Consider the following 25,789-nt stretch of genomic DNA (forward strand, 5'->3'; position numbering starts at 1 on the left):
AATTGCCGCCTGCGGCGGCGGCCGCAGCAAGCCGCGGATGTCTGAGGTCAGGCCAATTCGCAGCGGCGAAACGGAAGGCATCGGCGGCGCCTGACGGGCAGGCCGATAGCCTAACCGTGCGGGCGACCACCGTTCTTCCCTGGCTCCTGCTCAGGCGAAGTGCAGCGCTGCGGTCAGGTCGCCCGGGCGCACTCCGCTGGCGGCCTGCATGGCGCGCTCGCGTTCGGCCAGGCCCGGCAGCGTCTCGAGCCCGAAGCGGCGGGTGATGAAGCGCAGGATCGAGCCGGTGTCGTAGACGTTGTGATCGACATGCCCGCGCCTGGCGTGCGGCGACACCACCAGCGCCGGGATGCGCGAGCCGGGCCCCCAGCGATCGGCCTTGGGCGGGGCCACGTGGTCCCACCATCCGCCGTTCTCGTCGAAAGTGATGAACACCACCGTCTTGTCCCACAGCGGGCCGTTGCGCAGCGCGTCCACCACCATGGCGATATGGCGGTCGCCGGCGGCCACGTCGGAGTAGCCGGCGTGCATGTTGAGGTTGCCCTGCGGCTTGTAGAACGCCACCGGTGGCAGCGTGCCGGCCTGCACGTCGGCGATGAAGCGGTTGTCCGGGGCGCTGTCGCCCAGCCCGCCGTCGCGCAGGCGTCGCGCGCGCGCGGCCGTGCCGGGAGCGAGATTGGCGAAATAGTTGAGCGGCTGGTGGTGGATCTGGAAATTGGGGCTGGTCGGGAACTCGGGGGTGTCGCCGGTGTCGCCCTTGCCCTGCACCGCCAGGCCCCAGCCGCCGGCATACCACGCCCAGTCCACGCCCTTGGCATCGAGCGCGTCGCCGATGTGACGGTGGGTCTGCGCCGGCAAGACGTCGGGGCTGTCGGGGGCGGCGTAGTCGGGGCGCGCCGGGTCCTGGCTGGTGCTGGGCTGGAACGGCGGGCTCAGGGTGTTGACCGCCCAGAAATCCGGGGTCAGCGCGCCGCCGCGCACGAAGCGCGGCTTGCCGTTGAGCGCGGTGTCCGGCGAATCCTCCTGCACCGCCAGGCGGATCTCGTCGGGCTGGTCGCTGGCCATGGCGCTGATCTGCAGCCGCGCCGGGCCGGTGTCCGCTTGCGGGTAGTACGGCGCCTGCGCGGCGACCAGGTATTGGTGGTTGAGGAACGAGCCGCCGAACGCGCCCATGAAGAAGTTGTCGCACAGCGTGTACTCGCGCGCCAGGCTCCACAGCCGCAGTGTCGCCGGGGCATCGGCGTAATGGCCCATCACCAGCCCGCCGGCATCGCTCCACGCGGCGAAGCCGTCGTTGCGGCCGCCATTGATCTGCATCTGGTTCTCGTAGAACCGGTGCACCAGGTCGCGGGTGACCACGCCATGCGGCAGCGGTTTGCCGTCGGCCGTGCGCAGCGGGAACGGCGCATTGGGCAGCGGACCGATCGCATCCTCGCCGATCTTGTAGCGGCGGTGGTCCACCACCTGCTCGTCCGGCGCCAGCCCGCCCCAGATCGGCGGCAGGATGTCGAGCACGCTGCCGTCGCGATCGACCTGTCGCGCCTGAGCCGGCGTCACCGCCGACAACGGCCGCTGCAGCCCGGGAAACTCCGGGAACAGATTGTTGAAGCTGCGATTCTCGGCGTAGATGACCACCACGTGCTGGATCTTCTCGCGCAGTTGCTTGTCCAGGTCGCTGGCCGACAACGGGCTTTGCGGCGCGCGCTTGGCCGCCTCGGCGAGGGTCTCGGTGGGGCCGATGGCCAGCGCGCCGCTGGCCAGCGCCAGGCCGCCGAGCAAGCGGCGACGCTGTGGGTTTTCGGGGGTGGCATCGGTGTCGGTGGACGCGGGGTCCTGGGGCGGCTTCTTCACGGTGTCATGGGCGTTGGGGGAAAGGCATCGGCCAGTGTGGGCCGCGCAAATGACAAGTCAAAGCGGACGCGACGGCTGGCCGGCGTGGCGTTCAGCGGCCGTATCGCAGACCGTCGTCGTGCCCTGCTGCGATTGGACAGGAATGGTGCGCCGACCAGCCGATCCAGCGGTGTTCGACGGGGAGATTTCCCGCAAGGCCTTGCGTTGCGAGCAGCGCCTCACGCGATCGGTCGACGGCATGGCCTGCGCTTACGCCATTAGCAATCGGAGCGCAGGCAAGCGCCCATCAACCGCCGCAGTGTCGCCGCGCCTACGGCACCCGATTGATGACGGCTTCGATGTGGTGGCCATCCGCATCCACCACGAACGCCGCGTAATAATCGGGGCCGTAGTCCGGGCGCAGGCCGGCGGCGCCATTGCTGCGGCCGCCATGCTGCAGCGCTGCCTCGTGGAACGCGGCAACCGCATCCCGGCTGGGTGCGGCGAAGGCGAGGTGGAAGCCGGGACCGGGCGCGCGAGCGCCGGCGCCACGCATCTTGATCGCCAGCTTGTCGCCGCCGCCGGGCAGTCCATAGCCAACGGCCTGGTCGTCGTCCCCGGGACTCAGGTCTTCCCATACCCGGACATAGCCGAGCGCACCCAGCACAGCATCGTAGAAGCGCGCGGCGCGTTCGATGTCTGCGACGCCGAGAGAGACGTGATGGAGCATGTTGTGGAGTTCCTGATCGAGTGGACCGGCTCCGCCCTTGCGGGAGCGAAGTGCCATGTGTGTGGGACCGATCCGGATCGGACGATTTGACGCTTGGTCCGACGCGAGTGGCAGCTTACCAACGCCAGCCGTACTTCTTCATCCGCTTGCCATGCGCCCGCATGTCCTCCGCGGCCGTGGAACCCCTGCGGACCCTTCCATAGCGGCCGACATGGTAGGCGACAAGCGCAAGCAGGACGCCCAACAATGCATAGCCGACATGGCGAACGTCTTGTAGCGCGAAGGCGAGATATAGGTTGCGCAGTGCGCCCAGAACCAGCAGCAGGGAAAATCCAAGCATCACCAGGCGCCTGACGCCAAGCCATGTCGTCGCAACCGCTTCTTCTGCAGATCGCATGGGCCTGCGCCGGCTGCGCAGCCAGAGCAACGCAGAGAAAAGCACTGCCAAGAGGCCGAGAATGTAAATTCCAGAATGCGGCACGCAACGTCCCTGTCAGTCCCAATGTGTCAGCGCCGCGGTAGAGGCGCCTGGTGGCCTAGTTTAGGCGCCATTGAGCGGTTTTTGTTCCGCCCACTTGTGTTCGCACTCGGCGCGATCGATGCGAAACGGCTCGAACTCGTCTGGATCGAGTGACGTTGCACCGAGGCCGCCATACGCATCCTCAAGACGGTCGCGGTGATAGAGCAGGACCAGGCCGGCGTCATGGATTTCGATCTGCCTGCTCGGCCAGAACGCATCATCGGTCTCGAACAACCACCAGGAGTGACCCTATGCGTCGATCGGCGCGGGACTGATTCCAACGGCGTTTGTAGTAGTGGGGCATCGGGTGGTGCCAACCCTTGATTGCAAGGGGCCAAGAGATGGCCTCGACCGCATGCGGCGTCAGGAAATCTTGCCGCCCGCAGCCAGGACCCGGGCGCGGATGAACTCGGCGGCTTCCGGGGTGAGGTCGGCGAGGGGTAAGGTGACGAATTGAGACTTCGAAAGCAGCAGCAGCCAATAGGATTCGAATCGCCACACTTCGGAAACGGCCGACCAGGGCAGTGTCGTGATGCCGGCACCCGAGGAAAGCGACAGCGAGGCTTCGGATGCTTCGAGCGTACCGAGGGGAGTGCCCATCGCATCGAGCCTGAGCAGCGAGTGGCGATAGTGGATGGCGTAGAGCGCTACGGGAAAGACAACGCCGAGCGCCAGTACGCCAGCCAGTACGCCGACCCACCAGGAGGCGTTGCCGCCGCGAACGAGGAACACAAGGGATCCCGCCACCAAGGCCAGGGCTACGAGATACCGCAGCCCGACGACGCGCCAGCAGAAGCTCGCCACGGCTTGCCGGATCAGCGTTTTGTCGTAGCGCAGGGTGGCGCGATGCATCGGATAACGTCCGCATTGGGCGCCGCTGTATGGCGGCGTCGGTCATGAAGATCCGGAGTCTACGCGTTACGCGGCTGGATCAATCCGCTGGTACGGGATCGCCTGCGTCGTCCAGCGCATGGTGGACGTACAGATGCTTGACCAGCACGTAGATCACCACGGTCAACGGCGCCGCCAGCACCACGCCCATCGGTCCGAACAGCACGCCGATGCCGAACAGCGAGAACAGCAGCAAGGCCGGAGGCAGATCCACCGCACGCGCCTGGATCAGCGGTTGCAGCACATGGCCCTCGATCTGCTGCAGAACCACGAACACCAGCAGCGCGCCCAGCGCCACCTGCGGACTGACGGTGAAGCCGAGCAGCACCGCCGGAACCGCCGCCACGATCGGGCCGACGATCGGGATGAAGTCCAGCAGCGCGGTCAACAGGCCGATGCCGAGCGCCACCGGAACGCCTAGCAGCCATAGCCCCAGACCGGTCAGGCTGCCGATCACCAGCATCGCCAGGAACTGACCGCCCAGCCAGGCGCGCAACACCTGGCCGCTGGCGGCCAAGGCCTCGTCGGCGACATCGCGACGGTCGCGCGGCAGCAGCCGCAGCAGCCCGCGCCGATACAGCTTGGGCTGCGCGGCCAGGTAGACGCCGCCGACGAGCATCAGCACCGCGTCGGTGATCCCGCCGCCGGCCGACAGCACGATCGCGCCGGCATGCGTGGCCAGCGTCGAAGCGCCGTCGCGCAACTGGTCGGGGATGCTCTCGATCTGCGGCCCGAGCGGGCCGGACTGCAACCACGCATGGAACTTGTTCCAGGCCGCCGGCAGCGTGGTCCGGAAGGCGTCGATCTGGGCAGCGACTTCCGCGCCGAACAGCAACACGATCGACGACAGGATCAGCACCAACAGCAGGATCACCAGGCCCAGCGCGGCCCATTCCGGGACCGGCAGCCACTTGCGTAATGCCGACGCGAGCCCGTGCAGCAGCACGCCCACCACCACCGCGCCGAACACGACCAGCAGCAGTTCGGAGAGCTGCCAGGCCAGCAGCGCCAGGCCGACCAGCGCCATGACGACCAGCACGCGCGCCGCGAAAGGCCGCAGCGGGGACGGAGAATTTGGGGCGGAGGAAAGCATGTGGCACATCCCGGCAAACGGCAGTGTGCGGACGATACGGTCAGCGCAGTGCAAGGCGAGCGAAGAGCGCAAGGCGCTGCCGTTGCCTGAACCGTCCTGGCCGATGACGCGGACTCGGCGCGAATGACAGGTCCGGGCGCATTCCTAGCACGTAAAGAAGAAGTACACGAACGCCAACCCCAGGCCGCCCACCCACACGGCGATCATCCCGCAAAATCCAAGGACGATGACGGCAGAGCGAGAGAACCAGCGCATGCCGCGCGAACGCCGGACAAGGTAAGCGAACAGCAGGCTGCCGACGACGATGCCCAGGGCGACGACGAGCCAGCCCAGCAGGTTGACGATCGGATTCTTCGGGCCGAATTCGGGCGGGCATTGGCTTGTTGCGTATGCGGGGAAGGAGAACGTCAGCAGCGCAAAGAGCGTGCTGCCCGCCGAATGCCGCCACTCGGTCTTCATGTGTGTTCGCTGGCGCAGGTCGCCGCAAAGAACGGGATACGCCAGGCTTCAAATGGTAGATACATGTAGGGTGGACAGCAGTCGAGTGGATGCACGATAGCGGGTTCGCGACTGCTGTTCGAGCATCGTGCGAAGCGGCTCATAGGTTCGACCGATCTGAGGTTCGACCCGAATGCACCGCTGGCTACCGTCAGTAGAACTGGCAAGACCATGACCATTGCCCTTCGGGCGAGCGAAAGAAGTAGCCGAATCCATTGTCCGACCACATCCAGCCCACTTTTTCCTCCGACGCGACTTGGAAGACGAAGTCCTTCAAGCCGACCCCATGCTGGATCTGGGTGGGGTAACCGCCGAACTTGGTACAGGCGTGGCGTGCGAAGTCGTCGAAGAAGGCCTTGGATGCCGTGGCGTCGTCGTTCACCGCAGTCAGATCGACGCAATCCCAGGCGTCTTCCCAGCCTGGAGCGTCGTCGTCCACTTCGCTCCATCGGATCGGGAAAGGCCGAAACGGGTGCGCAACCTGGGGAAGCGGCTCCAGGCCGTCCAGCGACCTGTACACGCGGACCAGCCAGCCATCGCCGTGTGGGCGATCGAATGGGTGGCGCTGCAGGTTCTGGAACAGTACCAAAAACGCGATGCCTTCCAACTGCGGGGAACGACGGGCAGCGCGTCGATGCGGACCTGCAACAGTGGAAACATTGGCTCGCCATTCCACGAGGGAAACCCTTCGTTCGGCAGGCCGACTGCGCGGCAGAACCATGGCGTCATTGGGTCTTCGGGTGGGCGGAAGCCTCCTGCCGTGGCGACGGAAGCACGGCGTAGCTTGGTACGCAGCAGGTTCAGTACTTCGAGTGCGGCAGGCGTCATCAGGTCGCATCAATTGTCGGCGGCGCAACGTGGTCTGCAGCTTTCCTAGCGGCCGTCGCGCACCTGCATGAGGGCGAAGCCGAGGAGGTTGAGGCCAGGCCAGAGGTTCGGGTTGCTTGCCCTCCCGTCATCATGGGCCAGACCGATGCCCCAGATGGAGTCGACGGGACTCGCCTCGACGAGAATACGAGAGCCCGTTTGCTTGAGGAATAGGCCCAACTCCGTGTTCTGAGCAAACTTGGCCTCGTTGGCACGGATGACGACGGAGAACCGGTTCTCCAGCCACGCCGCCTCGTCGAAGCCATGTACCTGCCGGCCTAACGCTTTTGCTGCTCCAGGAGTGGGCGCCTGAAGCACCAATGCCCTTGTTGCATGATCTCCGAATAGCGCGGCCTTCTCCGCCATCATGAAGTGCTCGGCGGTTGGATAGTGCTGCCCTTCAACGACGAACGGAGCTTCGTACCACTGGCTGAAGCAGGACGCGGTCACTTTGCCTTTGCGGGTCCGATGCCCCCAGAAAAAGAGGTACTTCAGCTGCTCGCCAGCGTCGAAACGGGAGCGAAGGACTTCCAGAGGTTGAGAGTCATGCATTATGCAATCTAGTGCCTGGGCTAAGTCGCGCCGCGAAGCGGGTTCTGCTTGAATGAACCATTAGGACTGTACGGCAGCATTGCCGGGCTCTGAGAAGGTGCCGAGTAGAGTTTGCTCGAAGCCGAAAATGCTCACGGTTTTGTAGTCGATCATTCGGATGCGGGAGATGGCAAGCTCGACAAGCGATGGGTCCGCATTGGTCAGGCGGTCTTTGACGCCGAGATTGAGGTCCAAGAGCGGAAAGGACCAACGGGGATCGCCCACCTCCAGGAAGTCGTGAAGAGGCAGCTCGCTTGGGCACTCGTAAACGGTGATCCAGTGGGATCGGAAGTCCCCGACCTCTCGAAGCTCCAACCCGCAGTGGCTGCAATATCTGGACATCGGCCTAACGTATGGGTTGAGCCGAGCCGCGAGCGACTTAGGCTTGAAGGAATTGTTGGCGTCCGCCTACGGTTGCATAGAGACGATGCTTTCAATCCACTCGCTGTAATGACTCAGGCGAACATTGCAGGTGATTTGACCATACCTCCCGGGCGTCCTGATAGCGCTTTGAGGATCTGACCATGAGGTCAGTCCGGCCACCAGCCAATCCTTGTCGGCCTGGATAAGGACTGGTCCACCACTGTCACCACTTCCCGACCCGCCTTCAAGGGGGAGGGCGTCCGACGGTTTGTCGAACATATAGCAGAGCCAGCGGCCATCGGCGCTGGTGACTTTGTTGTACGCACGGCGAAGCTCCGTGCGGTGAGCGCTGCTGAATTCGTATCCAGTGACCCCGTTACCCGTAGCGCCTTTCCCTATGATCTTGACGACATGACCGAACTCATCACTGCTCTTGTTGATTGCGGCTGGAGTGATATCGGTAACGGGTTGTGCCAGTTTGAGAAGTGCGATGTCATCGGATGAGGAGAGCACAACCCTGAACAGTGTCCAATCCCAAGTAGCCAGCGCTTGGTCGAGTAGCGCTTGCGGAGGCTTCTTGTACCCGGGATGTATCACGAGACGTTCAACGTCCCTGGATATCCCATTGATGGTGACCTGTTTGATTTCGGGTTGCCACGTGATCGCATGGGCAGCGGTCACGACCCATTGCGGCGCAATCAGCACGCCGTGTCCCTCGCCAGGCATGTCAACCAAGGCAGGAAACTCAGATGCCGGAACTCGATACTTCGAGTCGTCAACGTCATCCCGAATGACGATTGCGCCCGCACTGAAGGGCACAACAAGCAGTGCGAGCAGCAAGAGCCGGGCCATATGCGATTCCTTTGGAATTCTCTTAGAGTGGCTAACGCTAAAATTGAGCCAAGCCACGAGACGGCTTCTGCTTGAGCAAAATACTAGGCCGCCGCTGCGTGCCCCGGCCGCCAGCCAAGGAGGCGGGCAGGCAGGAGCAGGATGGCGTGCAGGAGCGCGAACACGGCAGAGAACGTGATCCCCACAAGCCGGAAGGGCAGGGTCAGTAGCCAAACGATTGGCCACAGGACCAGGGCCAGCAGGGCCAGTGGCCAGCACAGAACGAGGAGAAGGCACCACGCAACTGTCGCAATTAGCGCTTTCACGATGCGGCTCCTTTGGCCGGTGGGGAGAACCGGAAGGATTGCAGCTCCAGGGAAGCGCGGCAACTGGGCTGCGACGAACCAGGCGAAGCGCCGGATGGAACGCCAGATATGGCGACGAACTGTCCCCGCGGCCTAACGCCTGAATTAAGTCGACCTGCGGAGCGGGATCGGCATGAGTGAATTGCTAGCTGCCGCCTGGTTGCGTAGGCTCAAGGACAGCGTAGCGACGACACACCCAGGCGGCGACTAATTGGTGCCCGACAAAAGGTGGCAGAAGAGCAAGTGTGGCAGGAGCTACCCCCTGGATAGCACCGTTACGAACGAGGTACCAGCGTAAAAGCAGAAAACCAACGCCCATCGTCGCGGTGCCTGCAAGAAATGACATTGTCCAAGCCTTTCCGGAAATTGCCAGCTCAGTGTGGCAGGCCGGGCAAGCGATCTCCTCACGTACTAACTTGAGCCTTGGTAAAAATAGCCAAAGTGAGCGGATGCCGTGTCCACAATCTGGGCAGGATGGATGTTTTATTTTCAAGGTAGTTAGCGCCCGACTTAAGCCGCGCCGAGGGTTGGGGTTTGAATGAGTGGTTAGGTGGCGTGCTCGATAGCAAGATACTTGATCCTTGGTTCCGAGCCCAAGACTGCCAAGACGCTCGCGAGACAAATATCGTCGTCTTCAAGGCGAACTTCTCGAGAGGACGGATTTCTCGTTCTGAATTTTGCGACCTGCAAGGTCCATTCCATGGAGGGCAAGCAAGGTCCTTCTCCACTTGCTCCCAGCAGGTAGCAGTGTTCGTCGACGACGATCGTTGAGAACCAGCCCCAGTCTTCTGGCTCCGGCAAGCTCAATTCAGGGATTTTAGTTCTGAGCCATTCCAGAAGCGAGTAGCCAAAGATCGGATTGATCGGATTCTCTGGTTCCCCGGAAGCGTCGAACAGCGCTGATTCAAAACGGATTAATGGATGCATTTCGTGGATCCCAACGCCTGAGTCAAGTGGCGCTACGAAGTGACATTGAGTTGAGTGAATTGCTGGCTACATTACCGTGAAGGTAAGCATTTGTTCTCGTATCCCACCGCACCCATGTCTGCGCTGGTCGCCAGTAGCGCATCCCGTCATCGCGGTGGTGACCTTGCGCGTACGTATCTCAAACGGCTCCCGGCCTTGTGCGTCTTGTGCGATGTGGCGGGCGGCCGGTTCGGTATCGCCGACCAGCAGGTTGATCTTGCCGCCGCCGAGTACTGGTCGAATAGGGGGACGAAAGAAGCTTTAGAGCTCGTCGGCGATTGGGCATTCACGCGGCCAATGGGCGCGAGGGCACATGGTGAAAGCAACCCATGCGTGATGGATGTGCTATCACGCCTCTTGAGTTCTACCCTCATCCGCCGGCCTCCAGTGCATTACTTCGGCGTGAGCCGGTACAGACCACCGGGTCGCGCATCTTCCAATACCCACAATGAGCCATCCGGCGCCTCTTCGATATCGCGGATGCGCTTGTCCAGGCTCCAGCGCTGGACCGCGGTGGCGCCGCCCTTGCGGTCAACGGTGACGCGAATGATTCCCCCGCTGACAAGGCCACTGATCAAGGCGCTGCCCCTCCACTGCGGGAACATGCTGCCCTTGTAGAACATGATGTTGCCTGGTGCGATCACCGGTACCCAATAGATCACGGGCTTGACGAGATCGGGCCGCGTGTCCGGGCTGGGGATGGGCACGCCGTTATAGTTCATGCCATACGAAACCAGCGGCCAGCCGTAGTTCTTGCCACGCTGGATCAGGTTCAGTTCGTCGCCGCCTTGAGGGCCGTGCTCAAGCTCCCACAGTCGACCGTCAGGCGCGAAGGCGAGGCCATACGGCGTGCGGTGGCCGGTGGACCAGGTTTCGGCCGGCGTGAGGTTGCGGCTGGGGAACGTATAGGTGCTGACAACCGGAGCCGTCTTGGCGGCTTCGGTATCGGCCGCCGGATCGATCAGCGGAATGCTGGCGGCACCGACCTTGCCTGCCCACGGATTGCCGGGCGCGGGTTTGCCGTCCAGCGTCAGCCGCAGGATCTTGCCAGCCGGTTGATCGGGATCCTGGGCCGGCGTGAAACGCTGGCGGTCGCCCACGGTGAGGAAGAGGTATTTGCCGTCCGGTGAGAAGGCGATCTGGGCGCCGGCTTGGCCGCCCTTGCCCGTGGGCATCTGGCGCCACAGGACCTGGAAGTTGTGCAGCCGGGCCTGATTGCCCTCCAGAACGAGCTGGCCTCGGCCCATCGCCAGGCCACCGCCATAGCCGCCGGGGGCGACATAGGTAAGGTAAACATTGTGGTCAATGGCGTAGTGGGGCGAAAGGAAGACGCCCAACATGCCGTTCTGGCCTTCGACATAGCTGGCCGGGATGCCCTTGATCTCGGTCTTGGCGCCACCCGGCGTGACAAGCTGGAGGCGGCCGACCTTCTCGGTCACGAGCATGCGGCCATCGGGCAGGAAGGCAATGCGCCAGGGCAGGTCGAAGCTAGCGACCTTGGTGACCTTGAAGGGGAGGTCGGGATCGGGTTTCTGACCGCCTGCGTTAGTCTGTGCGTGGGCGGCGCTTGTGAGCAGAGCGCCAGCCAGGAACCCGCTTGCCAGCTTCATCATGTGCGTGTTTCCTTGCGTCCGAGCGACTTGGGAGATCCTAATGTCTCGAATGCTGTTTGGGTGTGACGGTTTGTTTAATCCTGGCGTGAAGTCGGAATGAAATTCCTGATTTCGAATTTCCAGTTGAAAAAGTAATTGTTGGGAGTGCCACGAAATGTCCCTAGGTCTAACGCTGAATTAAGGCTGCCCGCTAAGCGGCTTCGGCCTGAATGGATTGTTAGGCCGCATCCGCGCCGCCGCCCGAGCCATAGCTTGATATTGTTGCCACCACTGGCAAGGACGCTGGGCGATCCGAGTAGCTATAGATCTCCAAGCTCGAAAGATGGTTGTCCAGCGCCCAAACGATCAGGCCTAGGTGCTCACCGTCCGGAGCCTTAGCCATGGCGTCAGCGACGATACGTGCGACTTGGCCCTGAGCCGGAACACGAAAGTCCACCGACGCGCATCCGCAACCGCAACGGCCAACCACCTTCAGGGAGCGAACAAGTCCAATCAGATCCTGAGTGGACTCATCGGTTGCCGCAACGGCAAGCGCATGCTCAATGACCGCCACCTCTGAATCGGAGATTGATCGAACAGTTACCAGAGGTCTGGACATGCTACCTAACACCCTGAATTAAGCCGGCCCATCATGGATTGGTTTCGAAGCCGATTCGTCTTGAATGAATTGTTATGTGCCAAGCCGGACTCCGCCGGGAAGATTGACACCAATTGGGAAGGACGACAGGAAGCGGGGGAGCAGCCAAAACCAAAATAGTAGAGCGGCAACTAACGCACACGAGAGAACCAATAGATTTAGGAATCGACGGCCGATGCGGACACGTCCTATGAGTCCGCGTTGCGAAATATTGACGAACGACACCGGCAAGATCCAGGTCGCAAGCAAGACTGGTGGCAAAACAGCAGGGGGTGGATTAAGGAGAACGTATCCGTATGCAAGCGCGGGCAGGAGCACAAAGTAGGAAGCGCAGCCAAGAACCAACGCGCGCCGTGGAGACCGCGGAGAGCGACCTCTGACAACGGCGCCGGGCGGCGCATGTATGTTATCCGTGCTTTTCCTGAAATCTTCCATTGGTACCTAACGCCTGAACTAAGCCGAGCCGCGAAGCGGCTTCGGCTTGAATGAATTGTTAGGCTCCGAAGAGGCCTGCCAAAGGGAAGTATCCCAGAGGACGAAGCTATCTGTCTCAGGGGATCGCAAGTGGACCAGCGGCGTCGGGTCAACGTGCCAGCGACGAAATACGATTAGTAGCTGCCGTACGGTGTCCGTACTGACCGGATGCGCCAGCTCCAAGTCTAAGGTGGTGCCTCTGCCGCGAATGTCCTTGTACTCAGGTAGCGAGTATAGCCACCCAAAGAACTGATTCTCGTCTTCAGAAGCAAAGAATATTGGACCTTTGAAAGAGATGATCATGGGGCCTAATGCCTGAATTAAGCCAGCCCACATCAGGGCGGCGACTGGGTGCAAATATAGCCGAAGGCGCGCACTTAGGCACCGCCCTGATGTGGGCTCGGCTTGAATGAATTGTTAGGCCCCGCGCCGGCCAATTGATCCACATCGGAAACTGCGCGACCTTTGGTTAAGGCCAATATGGCGAGAGAACGATCCAGTGCAACGCGAACATGAAATCCCAATATCGGAGCCTCCTCGCAGTGCGATATAATCCGGTCGAGCAAATGCATAAGAGAGTCTGGACGGTCGCTTGAGTAAGCTCCCCAAACTCTGTGCTGCACTTCATTTAGCCACTTAAGAGCGTTGAGTTGCGTGGCCTGATCTAACTTTTCATCCGTCCAGATGGCGCGCCCGGCGATGGTAAGCTCATTCCAAAGGTGAATGCAAAATTCCTTCGCCTGGGATTTGGTTAGTGACTTGACTTGTTCGCGCATTCCGAAGGACCTAGCACCTGAGTTAAGGTGCGCCGCGAAGCGGCGTCGGCTTGAATGAATTGTTAGCTGTCATTTCCGACGCCACAACTGTACGAATCGATGGTGGTTGTGTAGTCAAATCTCTCGATCTCCTGGCCAAAGCGGTATTTGGCCGCAGCAAGCCTTGTTGATACGTCACAAGGGCGATCTCTAGATGACTCAAGAATCTCGACGCGATCAACTAGGCCGCCGGAAACCACATGCAGCTTGACTGTCACAGAGCAGGTGAAGCCTTGTGGCTTGTTGTCACAGGCATGCGGTGGCTGCAAGACCGGCTCAATGTGCGCCGGACGAACCACGCCACTACTAGTCGCTGCCAGCGGGGCAAGTATTAGCAGGGTCGCCGCAATGTGTCTCATGACAGCTAACGCCTGAGTTAGGCCGCGCCGCAAGGCGGCGTCGGCTTGGACGAATTGTTAGCTGACCAGCCGGAACAGTGATTCGTCCTGCGGCCAGCTACCCTCATATGTGTACGACTCCAGGCAACTAATGTAGCCGTCCTTGACCCACAAGATGAGCCCGGCGCCGTCCGGCAGATCCGGGTGCTCGCGTGAACCTTGGGCATGTCCTCGATCTTCCGGCGAGCCTGGTCCAGCAGCGCTGCGCTAGGGTCTACTGCAAGATTTGTGTAGAGCCCAACACCCGTGTAGTCGCGGGACGCACATTTGCCTGTAGCCAGTTGAGCCAGAATCACATCCCGCTGCGGGTCCGAGGCAGCAATGGCTTCGATTGCTTGCTGCTCATATGCGCTGAGTTCTTCGATGGTCATCTAACGCCCGCGGTAAGCCGCACCGGAGTGCGCAGCACGGAGGGAATGTTGGTGTCGGCTTGACCAACCATTTAGGCCGCTGCGCGAAGGCAAAGCGTTGCCGTTGATAGATGAACGATGCTAGTCATTGCGACAAACCACAAACTGTGGCGAATTGCGGAACTGCTTAAGTTGATCAGAAAGATGGACGTGATCGTAGCTTTCGCCCATGCGTTCCATATCGGCAGCGCACTTAATTAAGAAATTGGCAATCTCGCGCAACTCTTTGGTAGAAGCGCATAGCGTCACCTCAGTGAGTGTAGTAGGTGTGATTTCCTCTGGCGGGAGATCAGTTTCTGAGTATCCGAAGAACATCATATGCCAAGATGCCTAACACCAGAATTAGGCCGGCCCGCAGCAGGGCGGCTACTGAGGATGAGTATAGCCGAAGACGTGCGCTCGGGCGCCACCTTGATGTGGGTTCGGCTTGAATGAATTGTTAGGCTTCACTACTTTGTAGCCTGAAAAAAATTACAACATCAAGTACGATAGATGTCGCGGTAAAGAGACCTGCGACTGCAAGGAATATATTTGTCAGCGCCAAAGAGTCGCTGGATAGTAAGAAGCGAAGAAATGCGCCTGGAGTCGCAATGGCGCAAAGGATCGCAAGAGATCCCGATGCTGCCGAGGAGAAGCGTATCCAAGGTCGTTTGTCCTCCAAGCCAAATTTGATGGCAAAGAGATTTATCGCAGCTGCGATGATCAGTATGAGGATAGCTGCGAGGACTCTCAATGAACTCTCACTTGCGGCCTGTCGTCTGAATTAAGCCGACTGGCGAAGCCCGTCGGATTGAATGAATTGTTAGGCCGCTGCCCGAAGGAGCAAAAGCCCAATGATGCAAAAGACCAGCAGTCCGACGAGAACCTGGTGAGCACGGTAGTGCCGCCTAATGGCAACGTGATCAGGGTGTGACAAGTCATTAGCTACTGGAATCTTTCGCATGCGTAATAGGTTAAGGGCGATCCCGAGTGGTGAGCCGCCCGAACGAAAGCTGTCCAACTCAGCAGACTTCAATTGCTGTGCACCAATGGCCTTGCGGATGCTGCGGGCCAGCAACCAGTCATTCGCTATGACGGCAGCGAAAAGAGCTATAGTTACATAATTCAAAGGGTGCATGAACTCTCCTAGCGGCCAAACGTTTGAGTTAAGCCGAGCCGCGAAGCGGGTTCGGCTTGAATGAATTGTTAGGCAGAGAGCTCAGTGAAGAAGGTGAGCCTGTTGCCGTCTGGATCAGCTACTAAGATTTCGCGAGTTTTCCATGCGGTGTTGTTCGGTGCGCCAGATTGAACAAGTCCTGCTGCTTTGAACGCCTGATGGCACTCGTCTACATCTGGAACAGCAAAGTAGATGGCACCACCGACCTGACAGTCGTCTGCGTGCTCTGTTAGGAAAATGGATTGGCACCCGCGAGTTAGCTGCGCAAAGACCGGAAGATCTGGCTCGTGCCTATACTCCCAATCGACGGTGAATCCAAGCCCCTGAACGTAGAACGGGAAACTGGCGGAAGCACTGGTTATCCGAAGGACGGGGGTCACTGTCTGAGTCACGATGATCTCTCCTTCTTGCCTAACGCTTGAATTAAGCCGCGTTGCGAAGCAACGTCGGCTTGAATGAGTTGTTAGGCAGTGAGTGGCCGCAAAGCTTGGATGGTGCAACCATGCTCCCCAACACTGCCGCCTGGACCGAGTGTGCCACAGCTTGCGGGATGAAGCTTGCGCCGCAATGCGACAGGGCCTGTTGGCTCCGAAGCTAGGCGCAATGATTGCCGCGCGGCAGTGACGCGAAATGACGAAGCGGCGGACTGCCCGATACCAGTTACGGTGAGAGCCTCTGTCCGGAGCCGACCGCGTGCGCGGCAGTGAACTGGTCGAAGATGCGAGCACCGATGCTGTTGCTCCACCACGGCTTAACTCAGGCGTTAGGCGGCAACCTTTTGACGAAACTGCGCATACAGTGTAGGTGGCGGCGAATCAAAATACTTTAGTAGTGCTGGGCAGAGCCAGCCCTCCATCGCTATTGATTGGGCGTGGTACCAGTTAGCGCTAAGGTCAGACCGAACCCAAAGTAGTTCCAAGTCATAGCCAGGAAAAGGTGAAGCTGAGAAGATCAATGTGAATCCAGAATCTGGGCTAGAGAAGTCACGCACCATATGCTCAATGATTTGGTCGGCTCCAGATACAAACGGTTCCTCGCGCAGGCCGGCGGCTAGATCGTCGAACACCCACATGTCGTGAGTTTTGTATGGATGAATTGCAACTATGGAGTTCATGAATACTCTCCTTGCCGCCTAGCGCTTGAATTAAGCCGCGTTGCGAAGCAACGTCGGCTTGAATGAGTTGTTAGGCAGTGAGTGACCGAAACGGTTGAGACCGCAACCGTGCTCCCCAGCACTGCCCGCCTGAGCCGAGTGTGCCACAGCTTGCGGGAGGAAGCTTGCACCGCAATGCCACGATGCCCGTTGGATTTGAAGCCAGGCGCAATGGTTGCCGCGCGGCAGTGACACGAAATGACGAAGCGGCGGACTGTTCGATGCCAGTTACGGTGAGAACCACTATCCGGAGCCAACCGCGTGCGCGCCAGTGAACTGGTCGAAGATGCTGGCACTGATGCTGCTGCTCCACCACGGCCTAACGCCTGAATTAAGCCGATCCGCGAAGCGGTCGGCTTGAATGAATTGTTAGGGCTCAGCACGTCGCAAATCATGAAGGTGCTCAGGCCCTGGTGAAATGATGTAGGTTGAGCCACTGCGTGTCACCGTGAGTCTAAACTCGGACTTGTCAGGATGATCCTCAATCGCTCGAACACCGTCAATGACGCACAGTACGCCAAAAAGCGTTGCACCCGCTGCATCTCGCATTGCGGCGACAACGTTGGCCTGATCAGCAGGATCGAGCCCCCGATACCATTTGGAAAGATCAAGCAGTGTTTGTGCGGGTCTGCGACCGGGTGGGGATTGATATGTGCTTATGCAGCCGGAGACGGCAGCATCCTCACACTCAGTCTTCAGCGCATCAACGAACTCGCTCGGATTCATGTTCTGAGCCCTAACGTTTGACATGAGGGGCGCCCAAAGGCGCTAGCCTTTGGGCGACCCTCTCGATGGAAGGGTTAGGCGGCACGGGCTACCTGGCAGGGAGTTTGAGTTGTGAATCGCAGCTCACTCGGTTCATTGGGAACTCGATGACCCGGAGAGCCCCTTTCCGCATGCCCTCGATTCGAGCCCGCAGCTTCGTTTCGCCTTCGAGTTGATAGATGACCCGTTGCGGGAAGTCGTGTTGTGGATTCTCGAACACGACCTCGGTCTCACCAAGGCGCAGGAGAGGGAAGACCACTGTTTTCTGCCCTGACGGCATGGCGATGAATGCCAGTTGTCCACTTTCCACAGCTCGGATCTGCATGAACTCAAACTCAACTGTCTTTCCTTGCTTCACCGTGCGGCTCACGCCGAGCAAGGTACCGCCAGCCAAGGGCAGCCAGTGCTCGCCTGAGCCCGGCTCGGCGGTATCGCTTTTCCAGCAGCCCCAAGCCAAGCCAACTGCGAGATGTCTGCAGCTCTTGCACTTGTGCCCGTGCCAGCGAAAAGCACGAGTATTGCTGCTAGGAAGGGCAGAGTACGCATGGTATTTGTGCGGCCTAACGCTTGAATTAAGCCGCGTTGCGAAGCAACGTCGGCTTGAATGAGTTGTTAGGCAGTGAGTGGCCGAAACGGTTGAGACCGCAACCATGCTCCCCAGCACTGCCGCCTGGGCCGAGTGTGCCACAGCTTGCGGGATGAAGCTTGCACCACAATGCCACGGGGCCTGTTGGCTCCGAAGCCAGGCGCAATGAGTGCCGCGCGGCAGTGACACGAAATGACGAAGCGGCGGACTGTCCGATGCCAGTTACGGTGAGAACCACTGTCCGGAGCCGACCGCGTACGCGCCAGTGAACTGGTCGAAGATGCGAGCACCGATGCTGTTGCTCCACCACGGCCTAACGCCTGAGTTAAGGCGAGCCGCGAAGCGGCTTCGCCTTGAACGAATTGTTAGGCCGTGAGCAAGAAAATCCCACTAGCTGCGATTCTTTACTCATCGGTGGAGCTGGTAATCGAAAGCTCGAGGGCATTGCCGTTGATGTCTACGAAGAGCCGGCTGCCATCCTTGAATCTGATCCCTACCTCGCCTGGTTGGTGGCGCCAGACAGTCTCGACCATTTTTCCACTTAGCAGCTCAGTGGCCCGTTTGGCTTCCTCTTCAAGCGTCATGAACTTTTCCCTTGCGGCCTAACGCCTTGGCTCAGTTGCCGCCGGAGCAGCCGAAGGCAGCCGAAGCGCGGAGCGCTTTGGGCAGTCAACTGCAGCGATTTTTCGGGCACCCAAGGCAACCTCCGCAAACTGTTCAAGTCGCCATGAAGTTGTGAAACATGCCAAAAAATAGAATCATTTATCCAAGGACGGCGGTTGCATGAGTTCAAGTGCTGTTCCTGACGGACCTACGATATACATCACATGAGTGCCAGTACGCGAGCCTTCTTCGATCTTCTGGGGTTTGCCTTGAGCTTTCCAGCCATAATAACCGACCTTCTCGATCACTGCCTCAATGTTGCTTACTTGAATGGCCAAGTGAAATATCCCGGCACTGTAAGGCCTGGAGGGAGCCTCCGTGCGCTTTGTAACATCGTCGTACTCTAGCAATTCGATTTTTTGGCCAGCGAGCTCAACTATTGCCATTTTTACGGTTGCATTCTTGGCGCCGGTCACCTGCGTAAGGAAGTCGCCAGCCATTTCCCCGGTGCGGATAAGTTCAGCGCCCAAGGCTTCGGTCCAAAACAGTATGGCATCGTCGAGAGATGGCACTGAAATGCCAACGTGATCAGAACGGTAGACCTCAAAATTTCGTGACGATGTCATTACTCACCTTGAAATTACGAAAGTTAATGATTGACTGAATTTCCGCACTAAACGACCGCGCCTAACGCCTGAATTAAGCCGACCCGCGAAGCGGGTTCGGCTTGAATGAATTGTTAGGCCCCTGGCCCCGCGCCATACAACTGCTCCCAGTAGTGGCCGTAACCCCATGCCTTGGCACCTGAGGATCGGCAGATGTATGGTCTCTCATCAGTACGTAGCTCACTAGTGCATTCAAAGCTGAATGTGGCGCTATGGAAGACGTGACCATAGGACTCCTTGACCTCGATCCCGGTGACCTCGAATGCGACATTCATCGACGCGTGCAGCAGTGCTTCCGCCGGAATGCCATGTGCCTCTGACTCTCTCAGGAGCCACTCTCGATAGCTTGCCCCGGTGCGCATCTCGGGCTTGGAGAGGCCGTTGATCGAGGCGGTTCCTTGCAGAAAATCGAACTCTACGACGCCATTCTTCTCCCTCGCCAACACTGCTAGATCCAACCCCTCGGGCAGATCAAGGAATCTCTGAGGAAGCATGTTTGCGAAATGCTGGATAACCTTGCGGCGCATGAAGGGGCCTAACGTCTGAATTAAGCCGACCCGCGAAGCGGGTTCGGCTTGAATGAATTGTTAGGGCTCACCCTGCGCTCTTCTAAGTCGATCCTTTGCTGAGGATTTTTTTCCGGAAGCTGGTTCAAGTTGGCCGGCACGTCCCAACCCGAAAGGCGGCATGCCGACGTAAATATTCTCGTAACTGCCAGGCGAAGCTAAATATGTCTCATGCCATATCCCCACTGACCCATCAGTACCTGCCGCCCGATTGAAAGCTTGCCAAGCCGGAAGATGGGACGAGTCTCGATCTTTAGCGTATGCGAGCAGTTGCTCCGTAGATCGCCAATACTGGATCATTACGGTTGTCCGTGACAGCCAACTTTCAGCGTGTAGAAATCCGAGCTCAGGGCGGCTGTGTAATTCGCCGATCATCTGTCCCATAGCCTGTAACACCGGCAGCCACCTATGCACAAGCAGAGGTTTGTTGATTCGCATACCAATTAAGAAGACGGCGAACTCGCCGTCTAGCGAAGCTGTGAGTCGATCGCGACTTACCATTTGTGAGCCCTAACGTTTGAGTTAAGCCGAGCCGCGAAGCGGGTTCGGCTTGAATGAATTGTTAGGCGGTGAGCTCAGTGAAGAAGGTGAGCCTGTTGCCGTCTGGATCAGCTACTAAGATTTCGCGAGTTTTCCATGCGGTGTTGCGCGGCGAGCCAGATTGAACAAGTCCCGCTGCTTGGAACGCCTGATAGCACTCGTCTACATCTGGAACAGCAAAGTAGATGGCGCCACCGACCTGACAGTCGTCTGCGTGCTCTGTTAGGAAAATGGATTGGTCCCCGCGAGTGAGCTGCGCAAAGACCGGAAGATCTGGCTCGTGCCGATACTCCCAATCGACGGTGAATCCAAGCCCCTGAACGTAGAACGGGAAACTGGCGGAAGCACTGGTTATCCGAAGGACGGGGGTCACTGTCTGAGTCACGATGATCTCTCCTTGCTGCCTAACGCCGGAATTAAGCCGACCCGCGAAGCGGGTTCGGCTTGAATGAATTGTTAGGGCTCAGCACGTAGCAAGTCATGAAGGTGCTCAGGCCCTGGTGAAATGATGGAGGTTGAGCCACTGCGTGTCGCTGTGAGTCTAAACTTGGACTTATCAGGATGATCCTCAATCGCTCGAACACCGTCAATAACGCACAGTACGCCAAAAAGCGTTGCATCTGCTGCATCTCGCATTGCGGCAACAACGTTGGCCTGATCAGCAGGACCAAGCCCCCGATACCAGTTGGAAAGATCAAGCAGTGTTTGTGCGGGTCTGCGACCGGGTGGGGATTGATACGTGCTTATGCAGCCGGAGACGGCAGCATCCGCACATTCAGTCTTCAGCGCATCAACGAACTCGCTGGGATTCATGTTCTGAGCCCTAACACCTGAATTAAGCCGACCCGCGAAGCGGGTTCGGCTTGAATGAATTGTTAGAGGGCGTACCGGTGATGCTGGGTGGGCGCTCGGATAGGACCGATACACAGTCGTTTGCGCCGACAACAAGGTACTCGTGTAGCTGATACAAGCGACCTGACGTGAAGTAAGGACGACTTAGCTCCAAGTCTAACCATCCCCCGGCCTGGACCTTGAACAGCCAGCCGTCTTTGAGCGTCACCTTGGACCAGAACTCTGTGAGGTCCAACTCCGTCAGGACACGGAAGCCCCAAAAGGAGTCGAAGACAGCCTGAGCACGCCATAGCTCGGATTTGATCGTGATGCAAAGGCCGTCAGCGTTGGATTGAATGGACTCCACCGAGACAGTCAGGTCCGGTTCGTGGCCGGTATCGACCCGAATCGCCCTTGGCTCGACTAGCGAAAAGTCTGTCATCAGCCCTCTAACGCTTGAATTAAGCCGCGTTGCGAAGCAACGTCGGCTTGAATGAGTTGTTAGGCAGTGAGTGGCCGAAACGGTTGAGATCGCAATCGTGCTCCCCAGCACTGCCCGCCTGAGCCGAGTGTGCCACAGCTCGCGGGATGAAGTTTGCAACGCCAATGCCACGGGCCTGCTGGCTCCGAAGCCAGGCGCAATGAGTGCCGCGCGGCAGTGACGCGAAATGATGAAGCGGCAGACTGTCCGATGCCAGTTACGGTGAGAACCACTGTCCGGAGCCGACCGCGTACGCGCCAGTGAACTGGTCGAAGATGCGAGCACCGATGCTGTTGCTCCACCACGGCCTAACGCTTGAATTAAGCCGCGTTGCGAAGCAACGTCGGCTTGAATGAGTTGTTAGGCAGTGAGTGGCCGAAACGGTTGGGACTGAAACCGTGCTCCCCAGCACTGCCCGCCTGAGCCGAGTGTGCCACAGCTCGCGGGATGAAGCTTGCGCCGCAATGCCACGGAGCCTGTTGGCTCCGAAGCCAGGCGCAATGAGTGCCGCGCGGCAGTGAAACGAAATGACGAAGCGGCGGACTGTCTGATGCCAGTTCCGGTGAGAATCACTGTCTGGAGCAGACCGCGTGCGCGCCAGTGAACTGGTCGAAGATGCGAGCGCCGATGCTGTTGCTCCACCACGGCCTAACAGTAGGATTAAGCCGACCCGCGAGGCGAGTTCGGCTTTAATGAATTGTTAGGCTCATGCGCAAGAATTATGTTCCAGTTCCTGCAGAACCCCTTCTCATTGGTGCAGGCGTCAAATAGCGACACTGTAAACGAAAAAATAATAATTGCGGTTATTAGGCAGATACCGAAGATGTTGAGATGCGTGCCGGCCACATCTCTGGAAAGACGGCGGAGATAAACGACGAGAAGGACGAAGCATAATATTGAGACCTGTGTTAGTAGTCCCTTGAGTAAAAGTTCTCCGAAGCCCCCTGGGCCGTCGCCATGAACAACGGAGAACTGTCGGATGACAACCAACAAGAAAAGCGCGTTGATAGTTAGAAAAATTCTTGATTTGGCTTTCATCAGGGTCTGTCTGAAGTCTCCAGCACAAGCCTAACACCTGAATTAAGCCGCGCCGCGAAGCGGCGTCGGCTTGAATGAATTGTTAGGCTGCAGTGCCCATGCCGAAATGCGATTTTAGCTCCTGCAGTGTTTCGTATAGCTTCGACGGCCCTCTGTCAGTAGATCTGGCGAAGGCTAAGCCAGACTCGCTGATGGAGATGGTTCCCTCAAGCTGCTCTATCAAGCCTCGCTTTAGTAGGTGCCGGAGTGCGGTGTCGAGTTCCTCGCCGTTCGGGATAGCGAAGTTGATCGCTTCAGCCGAGTGCAATATCTCTTCGCGCCTCACTTGGTCCTTGTCCCAGAAGTGGATAGACATGAAGATCCATGCGACTAAACTAGCATCAATTGTGTCCATGCGGCCTAACGCCTGAATTAAGCCGAGGCGCGAAGCGGCTTCGGCTTGAATGAATTGTTAGGACCCGTGCAGGGCTCTAGCAACTGCGGATTTGAAGGCTTGCTCATCGTCTAGCAACTCGCGGTATGCTGCATAAGACAATTGTCCATCATTGACTTGGGCCTCGATGAAGCGAGCGAGCCGCCACTCATCCGGATCAGGTTTGTCAAAGTCGAAGTCTATCCCGCCAACGCCAGGCACCTTATAGATATCTACACCGATTCCGTGTGGCCGCACGAACCAGCACGTACCGGGAATTTGCCGGAGATGACGGTTCTCTCTGCGTAGGATCTCTTGTGGCTCAGAAAAATTGAAGGCACTAACAAGAAGGACCTTTGCCCAAACCACGTTGGCATGCCAGAGGGGAATTGCTTGCTCTATTAGTTGCACGTGCGAATTGGTCATGGTGCCTAACGCCTAAATTAAGCCGACTGGCGAAGCCAGTTCGGCTTGAATGAATTGTTAGGCCCCAGCCAGCGCTGTGACCGACTCGACTGTGATGCTGCCATTGAAGCCCTCTACAATGCACGCTGCGATGGCGTCTGAGAACTCGTCCGTCAGGGCAGATCCATCTGTGTCGTAGTCGTTGTCCGCTTGCAGCAACAACCGAGAGCCGTTCCACGAGCACTGAACGTTCTGGTGCCAGGGCCGGTGCGTGAATTCCTCAGCGATGTCACAGGCAGCGCCAGCGCCTACCCGCTCAGGAACTCCACTATAGGCAAGGACTACTCGATACATGGGGCCTAACGCTTGAATTAAGCCGCGTTGCGAAGCAACGTCGGCTTGAATGAGTTGTTAGGCAGTGAGTGGCCGAAACGGTTGAGACCGCAACCGTGCTTCCCAGCACTGCCCGCCTGAGCCGATTGTGCCACAGCTTGCGGGATGAAGCTTGCACCGCAATGCCACGGTGCCTGTTGGCTCCGAAGCCCGGCGCAATGAGTGCCGCGCGGCAGTGACACGAAATGACGAAGCGGCGGACTGTCCGATGTCAGTTACGGTGAGAACCACTGTCCGGAGCCGACCGCGTGCGCGCCAGTGAACTGGTCGAAGATGCGAGCACCGATACTGTTGCTCCACCACTGCCTAACGCCTGAATTAAGCCGACCCGCGAAGCGGGTTCGGCTTGAATGAATTGTTAGCCCCAAACCGCTGTACCACCGAGCGACAAGCGGGAAGAGCTAGCGGAGTTGCCCAAGCAATGGCTGACTGCATCTCAGGCTCAAGCTTGGCTAAAGCTTGCGGTGCCCAGCTTGATCTGGCGGTCCCGAGAGGCAACGAGTCACACTCCGAGGAAATAACAGTGAACGTCTCGAAATCTGGATCTCGCTCCGGAACCTCTAGCTCAGGTTGGAGTGAGGCCAATGCATAACAGCCCTCAAGCAACGGCATTGCTCCTTCTAGAACGGCCAAAGCAATACCGGCAGCCCGCTCGCGGCAAGAAGAAACGTACTCCTCATGGCTCATGCGATCACTCATTGGGGGCTAACGCCTGAATTAAGCCGACCCGCGAAGCGGGTTCGGCTTGAATGAATTGTTAGGCCGCGTCACGACTCGGCCCAGTTGAGGAATGTACGCAACAGCTCGCCCAGGTTGTCAGCGCCGCCATACCCAACGAACTGTTTCGCCTCCAGCTTGCACACAATCCAGTCGGGGTCGGCATCCGAGTCTCCGCGGGACAACGGTTCAAAGCTCTTCCCTTCAAGCGCAGTCTTTGTGAGATCGATCTTGACCATCCAGCCCGGATTGTCGAGCGTATCGATCTTGACGCCGAAAGAATGCTCCCAGTCCTCATTGCACTGACGGCGATACCAATTTTGAAGTCGCTGAAGTTCGCTCATTAGCGGCCTAACTACTATTGGACCGCCTAAAAGCGGTGTTGCACCAAGTATCGACTAACGCCAGAAGTCTGGGAAGGGGGAATTCCTACTTCGTAACAATGACTTGCCGGATGGCAATCGACGGTCTTGGCGTCGATGCTGGTTGCGTTACCCGACGTTTGAGCAGGCGTATGAGTTACACCGTGACGATGCAGGCGTAACGACGCGCCTGGCGCCCAGGCTGCTGGATCAGGTCCGTGGTCGGCTGCGGCTTCGCCACTACAGCCTGCGCACCGAGCAGGCGTATGTGGGCTGGATAAGGCGCTTCATTCTGGCCAACGGCAAGCGGCATCCGGTGCAGATGGGGCGGGCAGAGGTCGAGGCGTTTCTGACCGAACTGGCGACGCGGGGCCAGGTGTCGGCCGGAACGCAGAATCAGGCGCTGGCGGCGCTGCTGTTGCTCTATCGCGACGTTCTGGGCGTGGAGTTGCCCTGGATGGAGAATCTGGTGCGCGCCAAGCGGCCGCGGCGGATTCCGGTGGTGCTCTCGGCCGAGGAAGTCGCGCGCTTGCTGACGATGCTGGAGGGGTCCTGTCGGCTGATGGCGGGGCTGCTGTACGGCAGCGGGATGCGGTTGCTGGAATGCCTGCGGTTGCGGATCAAGGATGTGGACATGGTTCGCGGCGAGATCGTGGTGCGCGACGGCAAAGGCGGCAAGGATCGGCGGGTGCCGCTGCCGCGCAGCCTGCGCGGGGAATTGATGCAGCAACGCGAGCGGGCGCTGCTGCTGCATGCCGCGGATCTCGTCGAGGGGGCAGGAAGGGTGTTCCTGCCACATGCGCTGGCGCGCAAGTATCCCAATGCCGATGTCGAGGCCGGCTGGCAGTATCTGTTCCCCGCCGCGCGTCGATCGGTGGATCCGCGCAGTGGCCGAGTGGGTCGGCATCACGTGTCGGAGGAAACGCTGCAGCGCGCAGTGCAGGCGGCACGACGCCGTGCAGGCATCGCCAAGCCGGCGACCTGCCACACCCTGCGGCATTCGTTAGCCACGCACCTGCTGGAAGCCGGCCACGATATCCGCACCGTGCAGGAGCTGCTAGGCCACAAGGATGTGGCCACCACGCAGATCTACACGCATGTGCTTGGGCGCGGGGCCTCGGCGGTGCGCAGTCCGCTGGATGGGCTGGGCGTCGGCGGCGAGTGACGTGCCGCCAGGAAAAGCAACCCACCCGCGGGCGTTTGTGGTCACGCGTCGGGACTGAT

General features: G+C 59.3%; 28 protein-coding genes. 1 reads left to right on the forward strand and 27 read right to left on the reverse strand.

Annotation, left to right across the window (positions count from 1 at the left end):
• Positions 1-150 precede the first annotated feature (150 nt).
• From acpA to HEP73_RS02065, 27 genes are all read right to left on the reverse strand, one after another.
• Positions 151-1,851 carry an acid phosphatase gene (gene acpA / locus HEP73_RS01945; protein ID WP_185821910.1) on the reverse strand — a complete coding sequence of 567 codons (1,701 nt, stop codon included), beginning with the start codon at positions 1,849-1,851 and terminating at the stop codon, positions 151-153.
• 310 nt (positions 1,852-2,161) lie between these two features.
• A complete protein-coding gene (locus HEP73_RS01950; protein ID WP_185823255.1) occupies positions 2,162-2,560 on the reverse strand; it encodes a VOC family protein in 399 nt (132 codons plus the stop codon).
• A gap of 115 nt (positions 2,561-2,675) precedes the next feature.
• Entirely contained in the window at positions 2,676-2,957 is a 282-nt protein-coding gene (locus tag HEP73_RS01955) for a hypothetical protein (protein ID WP_185821911.1), read from the reverse strand.
• A gap of 144 nt (positions 2,958-3,101) precedes the next feature.
• On the reverse strand, positions 3,102-3,314 hold the full coding sequence (locus tag HEP73_RS01960) for a hypothetical protein (RefSeq protein WP_185821912.1): 213 nt from the start codon (positions 3,312-3,314) through the stop codon (positions 3,102-3,104).
• Between the two features lie 129 nt (positions 3,315-3,443).
• A complete protein-coding gene (locus HEP73_RS01965) occupies positions 3,444-3,932 on the reverse strand; it encodes a YcxB family protein (protein ID WP_185821913.1) in 489 nt (162 codons plus the stop codon).
• Positions 3,933-4,011: 79 nt separating this feature from the next.
• Positions 4,012-4,998: an AI-2E family transporter gene (locus tag HEP73_RS01970; RefSeq protein WP_185823256.1), complete on the reverse strand. Its 987-nt coding sequence runs from the start codon at positions 4,996-4,998 to the stop codon at positions 4,012-4,014.
• A gap of 210 nt (positions 4,999-5,208) precedes the next feature.
• Positions 5,209-5,523: a hypothetical protein gene (locus HEP73_RS01975; RefSeq protein ID WP_255423637.1), complete on the reverse strand. Its 315-nt coding sequence runs from the start codon at positions 5,521-5,523 to the stop codon at positions 5,209-5,211.
• Positions 5,524-5,713: 190 nt separating this feature from the next.
• A complete protein-coding gene (locus HEP73_RS01980; RefSeq protein WP_221899368.1) occupies positions 5,714-6,283 on the reverse strand; it encodes a DUF1963 domain-containing protein in 570 nt (189 codons plus the stop codon).
• A gap of 152 nt (positions 6,284-6,435) precedes the next feature.
• Entirely contained in the window at positions 6,436-6,981 is a 546-nt protein-coding gene (locus HEP73_RS01985; RefSeq protein WP_185821914.1) for an NADAR family protein, read from the reverse strand.
• 60 nt (positions 6,982-7,041) lie between these two features.
• The gene (locus HEP73_RS22735; RefSeq protein ID WP_185821915.1) at positions 7,042-7,362 is read right to left on the reverse strand and encodes a hypothetical protein; all 321 of its coding nucleotides are present in this window, start codon (positions 7,360-7,362) and stop codon (positions 7,042-7,044) included.
• 66 nt (positions 7,363-7,428) lie between these two features.
• Positions 7,429-8,235, reverse strand: a complete 807-nt coding sequence (locus tag HEP73_RS01995; protein ID WP_185821916.1) for a trypsin-like serine protease — start codon at positions 8,233-8,235, stop codon at positions 7,429-7,431.
• Positions 8,236-8,318: 83 nt separating this feature from the next.
• Complete coding sequence (locus HEP73_RS22545; RefSeq protein WP_255423639.1) at positions 8,319-8,540, reverse strand: hypothetical protein; 222 nt, start codon at positions 8,538-8,540, stop codon at positions 8,319-8,321.
• Positions 8,541-9,125: 585 nt separating this feature from the next.
• Positions 9,126-9,506, reverse strand: a complete 381-nt coding sequence (locus HEP73_RS02000; protein WP_185821917.1) for a hypothetical protein — start codon at positions 9,504-9,506, stop codon at positions 9,126-9,128.
• A gap of 431 nt (positions 9,507-9,937) precedes the next feature.
• Positions 9,938-11,158 (reverse strand): PQQ-dependent sugar dehydrogenase, encoded by a 1,221-nt coding sequence (locus HEP73_RS02005; RefSeq protein WP_185821918.1) that lies wholly within the window; start codon positions 11,156-11,158, stop codon positions 9,938-9,940.
• Positions 11,159-12,646: 1,488 nt separating this feature from the next.
• A complete protein-coding gene (locus HEP73_RS02010; protein ID WP_185821919.1) occupies positions 12,647-13,045 on the reverse strand; it encodes a hypothetical protein in 399 nt (132 codons plus the stop codon).
• Positions 13,046-13,973: 928 nt separating this feature from the next.
• Positions 13,974-14,210: an Imm32 family immunity protein gene (locus tag HEP73_RS22770; protein WP_458309644.1), complete on the reverse strand. Its 237-nt coding sequence runs from the start codon at positions 14,208-14,210 to the stop codon at positions 13,974-13,976.
• Between the two features lie 867 nt (positions 14,211-15,077).
• Complete coding sequence (locus tag HEP73_RS22775; RefSeq protein WP_458309645.1) at positions 15,078-15,776, reverse strand: bleomycin resistance protein; 699 nt, start codon at positions 15,774-15,776, stop codon at positions 15,078-15,080.
• A 35-nt stretch (positions 15,777-15,811) separates the two neighbouring features.
• Entirely contained in the window at positions 15,812-16,162 is a 351-nt protein-coding gene (locus HEP73_RS02020; RefSeq protein WP_185821921.1) for a DUF6717 family protein, read from the reverse strand.
• A gap of 853 nt (positions 16,163-17,015) precedes the next feature.
• Entirely contained in the window at positions 17,016-17,423 is a 408-nt protein-coding gene (locus HEP73_RS02025; protein WP_185821922.1) for a DUF6265 family protein, read from the reverse strand.
• A gap of 533 nt (positions 17,424-17,956) precedes the next feature.
• Positions 17,957-18,136: a hypothetical protein gene (locus HEP73_RS02030; protein ID WP_081274991.1), complete on the reverse strand. Its 180-nt coding sequence runs from the start codon at positions 18,134-18,136 to the stop codon at positions 17,957-17,959.
• 174 nt (positions 18,137-18,310) lie between these two features.
• Complete coding sequence (locus HEP73_RS02035) at positions 18,311-18,781, reverse strand: VOC family protein (protein WP_185821923.1); 471 nt, start codon at positions 18,779-18,781, stop codon at positions 18,311-18,313.
• A 113-nt stretch (positions 18,782-18,894) separates the two neighbouring features.
• On the reverse strand, positions 18,895-19,347 hold the full coding sequence (locus HEP73_RS02040; protein ID WP_185814967.1) for a hypothetical protein: 453 nt from the start codon (positions 19,345-19,347) through the stop codon (positions 18,895-18,897).
• 60 nt (positions 19,348-19,407) lie between these two features.
• Positions 19,408-19,887: a DUF4188 domain-containing protein gene (locus tag HEP73_RS22780; RefSeq protein ID WP_185821924.1), complete on the reverse strand. Its 480-nt coding sequence runs from the start codon at positions 19,885-19,887 to the stop codon at positions 19,408-19,410.
• Positions 19,888-19,948: 61 nt separating this feature from the next.
• A complete protein-coding gene (locus HEP73_RS02050) occupies positions 19,949-20,311 on the reverse strand; it encodes a bleomycin resistance protein (protein ID WP_185821925.1) in 363 nt (120 codons plus the stop codon).
• A gap of 2,047 nt (positions 20,312-22,358) precedes the next feature.
• A complete protein-coding gene (locus HEP73_RS02055) occupies positions 22,359-22,631 on the reverse strand; it encodes a hypothetical protein (protein ID WP_185821926.1) in 273 nt (90 codons plus the stop codon).
• A gap of 96 nt (positions 22,632-22,727) precedes the next feature.
• Positions 22,728-23,114: a hypothetical protein gene (locus tag HEP73_RS02060; RefSeq protein WP_185821927.1), complete on the reverse strand. Its 387-nt coding sequence runs from the start codon at positions 23,112-23,114 to the stop codon at positions 22,728-22,730.
• 1,139 nt (positions 23,115-24,253) lie between these two features.
• Positions 24,254-24,547, reverse strand: a complete 294-nt coding sequence (locus tag HEP73_RS02065; protein ID WP_185821928.1) for an immunity 53 family protein — start codon at positions 24,545-24,547, stop codon at positions 24,254-24,256.
• A 208-nt stretch (positions 24,548-24,755) separates the two neighbouring features.
• Here HEP73_RS02065 and HEP73_RS02070 point away from each other — a divergent pair, with 208 nt between their 5' ends.
• Positions 24,756-25,730, forward strand: a complete 975-nt coding sequence (locus HEP73_RS02070; RefSeq protein ID WP_185823258.1) for an integron integrase — start codon at positions 24,756-24,758, stop codon at positions 25,728-25,730.
• Positions 25,731-25,789 lie beyond the last annotated feature (59 nt).

Origin of the sequence: Xanthomonas sp. GW, assembly GCF_014236815.1 — a bacterium.
Classification (GTDB): Bacteria; Pseudomonadota; Gammaproteobacteria; order Xanthomonadales; family Xanthomonadaceae; genus Xanthomonas_A.